Below are 11,774 nucleotides of genomic sequence, written 5' to 3' on the forward strand. Positions count from 1 at the left end.
GGGGACGATGCGCGACAACGAACGACTTTCGTGGAACATCTTCCTGCGGTTCATCGTGAGCAATCTCATGATCCTCTTTCCCGCCTTGGTGGGGAGCGTGGCGGCGTATATCCTCGCCTCCAGGACCATGTTCGAGGTGGCCGACAATATCGCCCGGATCCAGCTCGAGCGCACCGCCGCCGATCTCGATCTCAGATTCCAGGATTTCGAGAAGGCGGTCACGGCCTTGAGCAGCGACTACGAAGTGAACTGGTACCTCAACCATCCCGGTGGATTCACCGGTGCGGAGCTCTACCATACGAGACGTGTCTCTCGTAGGCTCTCGTCTCTCCATCTCGGGATGGAGTTCCTCGAGCGGATCTTCATCTACCTCGAGAGGAGCGGTCTCGTCGTCTACGAGAACGGTTTCGCTCCCTACGACCTCTTCTACACCACCCTTTTCGAGGTGGAAGGATATTCGGCCCAGATGTGGCTCTCCTTGATGGGGGAGGTGAACGCCAGAGAACTGCCTTCCTTCTTTCCGGGCTCCTACAAGGTGAGCGGCGGCCACTACGTACCGGTCCTGTTCTTCCTCAGGTCCCTCGGTACGGGGACCTACAGGAGGGGGGTCCTCGTGGCGATCTTCAACAAAGAGCTCCTCGCGCGACGCCTGTCACCTCTCCCCGAGAGCTACGGGGGAGGGGTGATGGTGGTCGATGGGGGAGGGAGGGTGGTGGTTTCCAGCGGGGTCCCCCTCCCCGTGGAGGAGGTGCGAGGTGCGATGAGGGAAGGGAGGAAGGAGATCCGGGTGGGAGGGGAGCGTTTCAAGATATATTCCCATCGTTCCGGATTCATGGACTGGCACTACATCGCGGTGGTGAACACCAAGAAGGTGAACGCACCGCTTTCCTCGGCGAGGGGGGTCTGGCTCCTCCTCGTGTTGCTCGGCTGTGTGGGTGGAGTGAGCTTCGCCTATGGAGTGGCCTTCTCCAATTCGAGGCCCTTGAGCAGGATAGTACGCCGTATCCCCCAGGGGGTGGGGGGATCGTTCCGGGGTCTCACCAGCGTCTACCAGGAGGTGGAGGAGGCCCTCGTACACCTCTCCGAGAGGGCGCACGAGCTCGAGGCGGAGAGTGACCGGAAGAATCGTCTCTTCCGGGATTATTTCTTCCAGATCCTCCTCAGAGGGGGATACGAGGACCGAGAGATCTGGAGGAAGGATGCGGAGAGGTTCGGCATCGGTTTCCTTAGCGGCAGATATCTCGTGATCGCGGTGGGGACGAGTCCGCTCGAGTTCGGGGGCATGGGGGCCGAGGCGCTGGATCAGGTGGAAGCCCTCCTGGAACAGAGGGCGGGAGAGGGGGAGCACTGCCTCCGGATGCCGTCGGGGATCCTGGCGGTGGTGAAACACCTGCCAGGAGGGGGAGAGTGCAGGCGGGAGGTGGAGGAGTGGGTGCGCACCTCCCTGGAGGGGCTGCCGGAGCGCCTCTCTCGACTCCTCCTCTTCGGTGTGGGTTCCCCGGTGGAGGATCCCTTCCTCCTGCCCCTCTCTTTCGGGGAGGCGAAAGCGGCGCTGGAGGCAATCCCACCCGAAGGGAGGACCTCGATTCAGTTCTACGAGGATCTCCACCCCGCCCCTTTGGGCTACTGGTATCCCCTCGATGTGGAGGAGGCCCTCATTCGGGCGGTGAGGGGGGGGAACAGGGACCTCCTCGTCTCCCTGCTCTCGGATCTCTGGAGGGAGAACTTCCAGGAGCGGACCCTGGTGGGGCTCGAACTCCAGAACTTCTTTCTCGCACTACGGGGTACGATGCTCAGGGTGGTCAACGAGAACGGGCCGCCCTCTCCTGATATCCTCGCACTGCTCGAAGCCCCTCCCAGGGGAGGGGACGAGGAGGAGGGGATCCGCTGGGTCACCGATGTCTTCACCAGGATCCTGGAGATGAGGAATCGTGAGAAGAGGAGCCACAACGAGACCCTCGCCCTCCAGATCGAGGGGTATCTCCGGGATCATTTCGACGACCCTTCGCTCTGCCTTTCCTCGATTGCAGAGAGGTTCCACCTCTCGGAGAGCTACCTCTCCTCTTTCTTCCGGGAGCAGCGCGGCGAGTATCTCTCCGGCTACCTGCTCAGACTCAGGATGGAACGGGCGGTGGACCTCCTGGTGCACACCAGGATGCCGGTGGAGGAGGTGGCCCGTCGCTGTGGGTACACCAATGTCTCTTCGTTCAGGAGGGCCTTCAAGCGCATGTTCGGCGTCTCACCCCATCGTTATCGGGACGAACATGCAGGGTCTTCCATCTCGCAGTGAAGGAGTGGCGATGAAACGTGACGATATCCAGATACGAGACCCCTATATCCTCTGTGAGGACGGGCTCTACTATCTCTACGGTACCACGGATCCCGATCCCTGGAGAGGGGAGGGGGTCGGATTCGATGTCTATGTGAGCCGGGACCTCGAGGAATGGGAAGGGCCTCATCCTGCGTTCCGGCCGCCCGGACGGTTCTGGGGTCGCTTCAACTTCTGGGCCCCCGAGGTACACGTGTACGGTGGGGCCTACTACCTCTTCGCTTCGTTCAAGGCGGAAGGACACTGCAGGGCCACCCAGGTATTCCGCGCCACCTCACCGCTCGGGCCGTTCCGCCCCCACTCTCCCGATCCGCTCACTCCCCGAGGGTGGGAGTGCCTCGACGGCACGCTCCACGTGGAAGGGGGGCAGCCCTGGATGGTCTTCTGCCGGGAATGGGTGCAGGTGCACGACGGCGAGATCTGGGCGGTTCGACTCTCGGAGGACCTTCTCACCGCGGTGGGCGTCCCGGTGCTCCTCTTCCGCGCCTCCTCGGCGTCATGGCCCGCTCCACTGGAACGGAGGGACGGCTCGGGAAGGCACGACGCGAGGGTGACCGACGGCCCCTTCCTCTGGAGGGGTCCGAGCGGTAGGCTCTACCTCCTCTGGTCGAGTCTGGGCAGCACCGGCTACGAGATGGGGGTGGCCGTCTCCAGGACAGGAAAGGTCGAAGGCCCGTGGATCCATGAGCCAGAACCGCTCCTCGTCGGGGATCGCGGGCACGCCATGATCTTCCGAACCTTGGATGGGAGGTGGTCTCTCGCCTACCATCACCCCAACCGGACACCGGAGGAGCGGTTCCACTACGTCGAGGTCGAGGAGAGCGAGGAGGGGCTCCGACTGAAGGGGGAGGAACACTAGATGGCCATACGGCGAAAGGACGTGGTCCGCAGGCACAATCCGGTGCTGCATCGGCCGGATCCTCTCTCGCCCCTCACGGTGGGAAATGGGGAGTTCGCCTTCACCGCCGATATCACCGGGCTCCAGACCTTCCCCGTTCCGAAGGGGGGCATACCCCTCTGCACCATGGCCCAGTGGGCCTTCCACTCGTATCCCGATCATCCCCGTGAGGACCTCCGGCTCACGTACCACCAGAGCGGGTCGAGGGTGGTGGGCTACATGAGCGAGGCCACAGGGCAGGAGGATGTCTACACGGCCCTGAGGATCAATCCACATCGGTTCCACCTGGGGACGCTGGGATTCCTCTTCGGAAAGGGTCTGCGCGCTGGATCGATGGGGGAGGATGGGTGCTCTCTCTTGCGCTCGCCTCGCCAGGAGCTCGACTTGTGGACCGGCTCCCTCCACAGCTCCTTCCTGCTGGAGGGATCTCCGGTGGATGTCTCCACGGTGGTACACCCCTCGCGTGATCTCGTGGCGGTGAGGGTGGAGGCCCCCCGGCTCCTCGAGAGGAGGAAGATCGCCCTCAGGCTCGCCTTCCCCTATCCTTCACATGGGATGGAGGGGGCCCACTGGGATTCGGAGGATCGACACCGCACGGAGGTGGTCCGCTCCGGGGCGGGGGATGCCCTTCTCCTCCGTCATGTCGACGAGACCGTGTACTTCGTACAGCTCAGGTGGAAGGGGGGAGGGCGACTCTTCCGGATGCGTCCCCATCTCTACGTGCTGCAGGGGGAATCCTCGCCCCTCGAGGTGAGCGTGGAGTTCGCTCCTGTCCTCCCCCGAACCCCATGTCCGGGGTGGACGGAATGTGCCGACGCCGCTTCTGCCTTCTGGGAAGAGTTCTGGAGCACCGGTGGGATGATCGACTTCTCCCGAAGCACCCATCCCGGCGCTCGGGAGCTCGAGCGGAGGGTCGTCCTCTCCCGGTATCTCACGGCCGTGCAGTGCGCGGGCTCGCTCCCGCCCCAGGAGACCGGCCTCACCTGCAACAGCTGGTACGGAAAGTTCCATCTCGAGATGCACCTGATCCACGCCGGGCACTTCGTCCTCTGGGGACAACCACACCTCCTGGAGAGGAGCCTCTGGTGGTACCGGCGCATCCTCCCCGAGGCCGTGGCACACGCCGCCTCCCAGGGATACGAAGGGGCGAGATGGCCGAAGATGACCGATCCTTCGGGCAGAGAGAGCCCTTCTCCCATCGGTGTGTACCTCTGCTGGCAGCAACCCCATCCCATCATGTATGCGGAACTCCTCCGGAGGGCCTTTCCCTCCAGGCCCGTGGTGGAGGAGTACGCCGAGATCGTCTTCCAGACCGCCAGGTTCATGGTGGACTTTCTGCAGTGGGATGGGCGGCGCTACAATCTCGGGCCACCCCTCATCCCGGTCCAGGAGACGCATCGTCCCATCGAGACCCTCAACCCGGTCTTCGAACTCGCCTACTGGAGGTGGGCGCTGGAGACAGCCCGTGAATGGATGCGCATGTCGGGACGGGAGACTCCTCCCGAATGGGAGCGGGCGCTGTCCCTCCTCGCCCCGCTTCCCGTGAGCGGAGGGGCCTTTCCTGCCCACGAACGGTGTAGCACCACGTGGACCGAGCACAACCGGGATCATCCCTCCATGCTCTTCCCCCTCGCCCTGCTGCCGGATCCGCCGGTGGACAGACAGGTGGTCCGTCGGACCCTCGGGCTGGTGCTTTCCACCTGGGACTTCCCCAGTATGTGGGGATGGGACTTCCCTTTCCTCGCCCTCGTGGCGGCCCGGGTGGGGGAAGTGGAACGGGTTCCGGGACTCCTCCTCATGGAGTCGCCCAAGAACACCTATCTCCCCAACGGTCACAACTACCAGGGGCCCGACCTGCCCGTGTATCTTCCCGGTAACGGCGCGCTCCTGTGGGCCGTGGCCCTCATGGCGGGGAAGGACGGAGCAGGGGAGGCGAGGGGCTTTCCCGCTTCCATGGGATGGATGGTCGAGGTGGAAGACCTCCCGGGCGTATCTTTTATAAGAGAATTTTAAAAATACTTGCTATAATCCTGATTCCGGGGTATACTTGTCCCCATGATGAAGACAAGTACGGGAAGTACACACCCTGTACCAAGAGGTGCCATCCTCATCATGGCCTTCCTGGTGGGGCTGGGGGTCCTCCATCCCGCGGGTATGAAGGAGCGTTCCATGGCGTATGCCCCTCTCAAAGAGGTATATAAAGACTACTTCTCCATCGGTGCTGCGGTGAAGCTGGGCGAGTACAACAGCACGCCCTTCTACCAGGCCTACGGAGAGGATGTGCTTCAGCACTTCGACTCGTTCACCGCAGAGAACGGGATGAAGCCCGAGAACGTCTACCGGAATGGCACCTACGACTTCACCTACGGCGACAGGCTCGTCCGATACGCCCGGGAGCATGGGGCCGTGGTGAGAGGCCACACCCTCGTGTGGCACAACCAGACCTCCTCCCTCATCCCACGCCCGCTCCCCAAAGAAGAGGCACGGCGGCTCCTCGAGGAGTACATCAGCACTGTGGCGGGCCATTTCCGGGGGGGGATCCATGCCTGGGACGTGGTGAACGAGGCGGTGGGTGACGGCTCGCAGTGGCGCACCTCTTCTCCCTGGTACCAGTCGTATGGAGGGCCCGAGTACATCAGGGAGGCCTTCGAGTATGCGCGGATGGCGGATCCCGACGCCAGGCTCTTCTACAACGACTACAACGTGGTCCAGCCCGCAAAGAGGGCACGGATCGTCCGCATGATCGAGGAGCTCGATCTCGTCGAGGCCGGTCTCGACGGCATAGGGATCCAGGCCCACTGGAACCTCCAGTGGCCCTCTGCCGAGGAGATCTCCAGGACGATCGAGACCTTCGCCTCCATGGGGCTTGAGGTGCACATCACCGAGCTCGACATCGACTGCTACAACGGCAACCCCGCGGCCCCGGAGATGGCGTACACATCGGAACTCGAAGAGAAGCTCGCCCGTCGCTACGCGGAGATATTCGAGGTCCTCAGGCGACACAAGGGCGAGGTCACATCGGTCACGTTCTGGGGTATCGCGGATCCCGATTCGTGGCTCAACGGGTTCTCGGGAGGACGCTTTCTTGAAAAGCGAAGGGAGAACTATCCCCTGCTCTTCGACGGAAAGGGCGATCCCAAGGAGGCCTTTTTCTCGATCATCAACTGGTAGACCACGGTAAGGGGTTTTCTCCTTACATGTGAGGGGCAGTGCCGTTGGCCTGCCCCTCTTACTTCGTCTATCGATATGGTTTCGAGGACGTGATTCCTCCGATCGTCAGCGGGAGAACAACCTCTCTATCTTCTCGCGATACATCTCGCTTATCACGTGGCGTTTCACCTTGAGTGAGGGGGTGAGCTCCACACCCACCTCAAAGGATTTGGGGATCACCTCGAAGCGGAAGATCCTCTCGAAAGGCTTGAACCCCTGCGCCGGGCTGATGAGCCGCTGGATCTCGTCGTTGATGGCCTCCTGGACCTCTGCCTGTTCCACCAGGTCCTCGTACTCCATGTAGGAGAGGCCCTTCTCCCGCGCGTACTCCTCTATCCGCTCCCTGTTGGGGACGATGAGGGCGCCGAGGAACTTCTGGTCCTGTCCCACCACCACCGCGTTCTCGATGAACTCCGACTCCTTGAGCTTCTCCTCGATGGGACCTGGCTCCACGTTCTCCCCTCCCCGGAGCACGATGGTGTCCTTTGCCCGGCCGACTATGGCGAACTCCCGACCGTGGGTGAACCGTACCAGATCCCCCGTGTTGAGCCATCCGTCCTTGAGGACCTCGGCCGTGGCCTCGGGACGTTTGTAGTAGCCGAGCATCACCTGGGGGCTCTTCACCCAGAGCACCCCCTTGTGTCCCGGAGGCAGGGGATTCCCGTGCTCATCGAGCACCTTGTACTCCACCTCGTCGAGAAGGGGACCCACGGTACCGACCATGGGGGCCTTCTGGTCCCGCACGGCGAGCACAGGTCCTGTCTCGGTGAGGCCGTAGCCCTCGAGGACCTGTATACCCACCGCCTGGAAGAACGTATCCACATGAGGCGGAAGCGCACCCCCTCCGGAGACCCCTGTCTTGAACCTGCCGCCCAGTTTTGCCTTGAGCTTTCGAAAGACGAGCACCTCTCCTAAACCACGGAAGGGGGCGAGGAGCGCCAGAGGCACGAAGGCCACCACCTTGTCGAGGATGCGGTTCCGGGGGAGGAAGTCGGGCAGGAGACCGCGGAACATGTTGGAGAAGTAGGCGTAGAGCTCTCCCACCCCCACGAAGAAGTGGAAGAGCACCCTGGAGACGGCCGGACCCTTGTTCACGTTGCGGTAGACCGCGTTCCGTATCCCTTCGAAGACCCGGGGAACCGCAGCGAGCCACTGGGGCCGTACCTTGGTCATGTCCTCGAGAAGGATCTTCCCCACCGGTTTCGAATAGGCCACGGCGCCTCCGCGTTCCATGAGAATATAGTCCACGGCACGCTCGAAGGAGTGCCATATCGGGAGGATGGAGAGAAAGATGTCTCCCACCTCGACGTTGAGAGGCTTCTTGAGCTTATCGATCTGGAAGATGAAACTCCGATGGGGGAGCATCACCCCTTTGGGCTCTCCCGTCGTACCGGAGGTGTAGATGATGGTGGCGAGGTCGTCGCCCGTCCCCTGGTCTATCTCGCGGTCGACCATCTCGGGATCCTGAGCGAGGACTTCCTTTCCCCGGGCAGCCAGCTCGGCAAAGGTGGTACAGGCTACTCCTTCGGGTAGCTCACACTGCTCCGGCTCGCCTTCGATGAGGATCACCTGGGAAACCCCACCGAGTTTCTCCTTCCTGGAGAACACCTTGTGTGCCAGGGCCGGATTCTCTATGATTACCCGTCTGCACTCCGCGTGCGAGAGGATGTAGGCGATCTCCTCGGCCGTGGAATCGCTTCCCCGCGGCACGTCCACCGCACCCAGGGAGAGTAGCGCCATGTCCAGGGTGATCCATTCCCACCTGTTGTCGCTTATGAGCCCCACGTGTTCGCCCCGCTCGATTCCCATCTCCTTGAGCCCGGCCGCCGTCTCCTTCACCTTGGACCACCACTCCCTGTACGGCGTGGGCTGGAAGACCCCCTGGGAGTCTTTCACATAGAGGGCGACTGCCTCGGGGAACTCCTCGAGGATCTTTCGCCTCATACGTTGAGGCAGGGTCTCGTATACCGTACTCATAGACGCTCCTCTCGATAGAATCAAAAAGGAGGGGCGACCGCCCCTCCTCCCATCATTTCACCTCTGCCGGTACATCCCCCACCAGGCAGAGCCATTCGGCCTCGGCGGCGAGCTCGTCGCCCACATAGGCCTTGCCGCTCTGCTTGATCATCCTGCTCGAGATCCGCTGGTTGGTGATCACCAGCTTCACCCTGTCACCCGGCCTCACCTGGCGCCTGAACTTCGCCTTCTCTATGGTGGCCAGGAAGAAGAGCTTGTCGTCGGCGATGAGTCCCTTCGCCCGCACACCGGCACCGCCGCACTGGGCCATGGTTTCCACCAGGATCACACCGGGAACGACCGGGTATCCGGGGAAGTGTCCCTTGAAGAAGAAGTCCTTCTCCGTGAATGTCCTGTACCCGACGATCTCCTCGTCGCTGACCTTCTCCAGCTCTTCCACGAAGAGGAAGGGTTCCCTGTGGGGTAGAAGTGCGGTGATCTCCTGCATCTCACAGCTCCTTTCCTTGTATCGTCTCGAAACGGCACGCTTGTCCATACCAGTATATATGGAAATCGGGAAAGACACAAGCGAAAAATCGGCCGATGGCCGAAAAACCATTGACGAAGCCTCCGCCACGTGCTAGCGTCTTCATAAAGGAGACTGCACGCGGAGGAAAGAATGAATCTGGAAGAGATCTTCGCCCTCATGGACCGGTTCGAGAAGAGCGGCCTCGACGTCCTCAAGATAGAACAGGAGGATTTCACCATCGTCTTGAAGAAACACCCGGCTGTCCCTGCATCACAGCCGGTCATGATCGCGCCGCACCCTGCCACTCCGCAGGCGGCGCCGGTGGCTGCCCCCACCACCCAGGAGGGTGCAGAGGGCATCTCCGCTGCGGCACCGGGAGCCCCCGACCTCGAGGTCATCACCTCGCCCATCGTAGGTACCTTCTACCGGGCCCCCTCCCCCGATGCGCCTCCCTTCGTGGAGGAAGGGCAGAGGGTCGAGCGGGGGCAGACGTTGTGCATCATCGAGGCCATGAAGATCATGAACGAGCTCGAGGCCGAGTTCCCCATGGAGATCGTGCGCGTCCTGGCAGAGAACGGGCAGATGGTGGAGTACGGTACCCCGCTCTTCGAGGTGAGGCGTCTATGATCCGATCGGTCTTCATCGCGAACAGGGGTGAGATCGCGGTCCGTATCATCCGAACATGCAAGGAGATGGGGATCCGTACCGTGGTGGCCTGCTCGGAGGCGGATCGCACCTCGCTCGCCGTGCGGATGGCCGACGAGGCGGTGTGCGTGGGACCTCCGCCCGCATCCGAGAGCTACCTCAATCAGAGCAACCTCATCGCCGCAGCGGTCCTCAAGGGGTGTGACGCCGTGCACCCCGGATTCGGTTTCCTCTCGGAACGGGCGGACTTCGCCCGCAGGGTGAGGGAGGAGGGCCTCGTCTTCATCGGCCCCTCGCCCGAGGTGATCCACCTCCTGGGGGACAAGGTCCAGGCCAAGGAGACCGCTCGGAAGTACGGCGTACCGGTGATTCCGGGGAGCGACGGCGCGGTGGAAGACGTGGCGCAGGCCAGGGCCCTCGTGAGGGAGATGGGCTTTCCCGTGATCGTCAAGGCCGCGGCAGGTGGCGGAGGGAAGGGGATGCGGATCGTGTGGAAGGAGGAGGACCTCGAGCGTACGCTCCGCATCGCCTCGCAGGAGGCCGAGAAGGCCTTCTCCGACGGCACCCTCTACATCGAGAAGTTCCTCCAGAATCCTCGGCACGTGGAGGTCCAGCTCCTCGGGGATGCCCACGGCAACGTGGTCCACCTCGGGGAGCGGGACTGCTCCGTGCAGAAGAACCACCAGAAGCTGGTGGAAGAGAGCCCTTCGCCGGTGGTCACTCCCGAGATGCGCGAGGCCATGGGGGAGGCCGCGGTGCGGCTCTTCAAGGGCATAGGATATGTGGGAGCGGGCACGGTGGAGTTCCTCGTGGCCGACGGTCGGTTCTACTTCATGGAGGTGAACGCCCGCATCCAGGTGGAGCACCCGGTGACCGAGATGATCACCGGCGTGGACATCGTGCGTGAACAGATCAGGGCGGCCGGTGGAGAGGCCCTGTCCATCACCCAGGATGAGGTGCGTCTCGACGGATACGCCCTCGAGTGCCGCATCAACGCCCTCTCGCCTGGGAAGGTGACGGCCTTCCACGCCCCTGCAGGATTCAAGACCAGGATCGACAGCTACCTCTACACCGGTGCCGAGGTGCCGCCCTTCTACGACTCCCTCGTGGCCAAAGTGATCGTGGGTGCCACCACGAGGGAAGAGGGGATCGCCCGGATGCTCCGCGCCCTCGACGAGCTCGTGGTGGAGGGGATCACGGTGAATACCGACCTCCAGAAGCGCATCGTCTCCCACCCCATCTTCCGGAGCGGTCGGTTCGGTACCGACGTGCTCGAGAAGATCCTCGAGGAAGGAGGCCAGGAATGAAACTCGGAGACGTCTTCCGGAAGGTCTTCGGCGGGGTGGGGGCGCCTCAGCGTCCAGGACTCAAGCCCGTGCTCGGCCTCGACCCCCGTCGGTTCGTGGAGAAGAAACACCAGTGCCCCGTGTGCCAGACCCATGTGGATTCCTGGGACCTCAAGGAGCACCTCTACGTATGTCCGTCGTGTGACTACCACTTCAGACTCGACGCATGGGAGCGGATCGAGCTCCTGGTGGACGAGGGCTCCTTCGAGGAGTACGACGCCGATCTCCGGAGCGACGATCCCCTCGGCTTTCCGGACTACAGAGAGAAGCTCCAATCGGCCATGGCGAAGACCGGACTCAACGAGGCGGTGGTGAACGGCAAGGGCGCTGTGGAGGGGAGGGAACTCCTCCTCTCGGTGATGAGCTTCTTCTTCATAGGAGGGAGCATGGGCTCGGTGGTGGGAGAGAAGGTGATGCGGGCCATGCTCCGCGCCATCGACATGCGGCTCCCGCTCCTGATCTGCACGGCCTCGGGAGGGGCCCGTATGCAGGAAGGCATCTTCTCCCTCATGCAGATGGCCAAGACCTCCCACGCGGCGGCCCTCATGGAGAAGGAGCGCATCCCCCTCTTCATCCTCCTCACCGACCCCACCACGGGGGGGGTCACCGCCTCGTTCGCCATGCTCGGGGATGTGATCCTCGCAGAACCCGGAGCCCTCATCGGCTTTGCGGGTCCCCGCGTGATCGAGGGGACCATCCGGCAGAAGCTCCCGGAGGGGTTCCAGCGTGCGGCCTTCCAGCAGGAAAAGGGCTTCGTCGATGCGGTGGTGCATCGTAGGGATCTGAGGAAGACCCTCACCTTCCTCATGGACACCCACAGGATCCCCCAGCGGGGATGGCTCGGTACAAGGGGGGCGTAGT

9 protein-coding genes are annotated in these 11,774 nt (G+C 62.8%); 7 read left to right on the plus strand and 2 right to left on the minus strand.

Going from position 1 to position 11,774, the window contains the following annotated elements; translation table 11 throughout:
• Positions 1-7 precede the first annotated feature (7 nt).
• From STHERM_RS04180 to STHERM_RS04195, 4 genes are read left to right on the plus strand one after another with little or no spacing between them, the layout of a single operon-like run.
• Positions 8-2,290 carry a helix-turn-helix domain-containing protein gene (locus STHERM_RS04180; RefSeq protein ID WP_013313640.1) on the plus strand — a complete coding sequence of 761 codons (2,283 nt, stop codon included), beginning with the start codon at positions 8-10 and terminating at the stop codon, positions 2,288-2,290.
• Positions 2,291-2,300: 10 nt separating this feature from the next.
• Positions 2,301-3,188: a glycoside hydrolase family 43 protein gene (locus tag STHERM_RS04185; RefSeq protein WP_041623240.1), complete on the plus strand. Its 888-nt coding sequence runs from the start codon at positions 2,301-2,303 to the stop codon at positions 3,186-3,188.
• The gene (locus STHERM_RS04190; protein ID WP_013313642.1) at positions 3,189-5,240 is read left to right on the plus strand and encodes a hypothetical protein; all 2,052 of its coding nucleotides are present in this window, start codon (positions 3,189-3,191) and stop codon (positions 5,238-5,240) included.
• 42 nt (positions 5,241-5,282) lie between these two features.
• Positions 5,283-6,398, plus strand: coding sequence for an endo-1,4-beta-xylanase (locus STHERM_RS04195; RefSeq protein WP_013313643.1), 1,116 nt, complete (start codon positions 5,283-5,285; stop codon positions 6,396-6,398).
• Between the two features lie 105 nt (positions 6,399-6,503).
• On the opposite strand, the gene STHERM_RS04200 is transcribed toward STHERM_RS04195, so the two are convergent.
• Positions 6,504-8,414, minus strand: coding sequence for an AMP-dependent synthetase/ligase (locus tag STHERM_RS04200; RefSeq protein ID WP_013313644.1), 1,911 nt, complete (start codon positions 8,412-8,414; stop codon positions 6,504-6,506).
• 52 nt (positions 8,415-8,466) lie between these two features.
• Positions 8,467-8,901, minus strand: a complete 435-nt coding sequence (gene fabZ / locus STHERM_RS04205; protein WP_041623242.1) for a 3-hydroxyacyl-ACP dehydratase FabZ — start codon at positions 8,899-8,901, stop codon at positions 8,467-8,469.
• A 171-nt stretch (positions 8,902-9,072) separates the two neighbouring features.
• Here fabZ and accB point away from each other — a divergent pair, with 171 nt between their 5' ends.
• From accB to accD, 3 genes are read left to right on the plus strand one after another with little or no spacing between them, the layout of a single operon-like run.
• Positions 9,073-9,549, plus strand: coding sequence for an acetyl-CoA carboxylase biotin carboxyl carrier protein (gene accB / locus STHERM_RS04210; protein ID WP_013313646.1), 477 nt, complete (start codon positions 9,073-9,075; stop codon positions 9,547-9,549).
• Positions 9,546-10,874 (plus strand): acetyl-CoA carboxylase biotin carboxylase subunit, encoded by a 1,329-nt coding sequence (locus STHERM_RS04215; RefSeq protein ID WP_013313647.1) that lies wholly within the window; start codon positions 9,546-9,548, stop codon positions 10,872-10,874. The genes accB and STHERM_RS04215 overlap by 4 nt, the downstream gene beginning before the upstream one ends.
• The gene (gene accD, locus STHERM_RS04220; protein ID WP_013313648.1) at positions 10,871-11,773 is read left to right on the plus strand and encodes an acetyl-CoA carboxylase, carboxyltransferase subunit beta; all 903 of its coding nucleotides are present in this window, start codon (positions 10,871-10,873) and stop codon (positions 11,771-11,773) included. Before STHERM_RS04215 ends, accD begins: the two co-directional genes overlap by 4 nt.
• Position 11,774: the final 1 nt, after the last annotated feature.

This window comes from Spirochaeta thermophila DSM 6192, assembly GCF_000147075.1.
In the GTDB taxonomy this organism is placed as follows: domain Bacteria; phylum Spirochaetota; class Spirochaetia; order Winmispirales; family Winmispiraceae; genus Winmispira; species Winmispira thermophila_A.

Excerpts from the sequence above, each read along its gene's own strand:
- accB (WP_013313646.1), top strand. The coding sequence starts at position 9,073 with ATGAATCTGGAAGAGATCTTCGCCCTCATGGACCGGTTCGAGAAGAGC.
- STHERM_RS04215 (WP_013313647.1), top strand. The coding sequence starts at position 9,546 with ATGATCCGATCGGTCTTCATCGCGAACAGGGGTGAGATCGCGGTCCGT.
- accD (WP_013313648.1), top strand. The coding sequence starts at position 10,871 with ATGAAACTCGGAGACGTCTTCCGGAAGGTCTTCGGCGGGGTGGGGGCG.
- STHERM_RS04180 (WP_013313640.1), top strand. The coding sequence starts at position 8 with ATGCGCGACAACGAACGACTTTCGTGGAACATCTTCCTGCGGTTCATC.
- STHERM_RS04200 (WP_013313644.1), bottom strand. The coding sequence starts at position 8,414 with ATGAGTACGGTATACGAGACCCTGCCTCAACGTATGAGGCGAAAGATC.
- fabZ (WP_041623242.1), bottom strand. The coding sequence starts at position 8,901 with ATGCAGGAGATCACCGCACTTCTACCCCACAGGGAACCCTTCCTCTTC.
- STHERM_RS04195 (WP_013313643.1), top strand. The coding sequence starts at position 5,283 with ATGATGAAGACAAGTACGGGAAGTACACACCCTGTACCAAGAGGTGCC.
- STHERM_RS04185 (WP_041623240.1), top strand. The coding sequence starts at position 2,301 with ATGAAACGTGACGATATCCAGATACGAGACCCCTATATCCTCTGTGAG.
- STHERM_RS04190 (WP_013313642.1), top strand. The coding sequence starts at position 3,189 with ATGGCCATACGGCGAAAGGACGTGGTCCGCAGGCACAATCCGGTGCTG.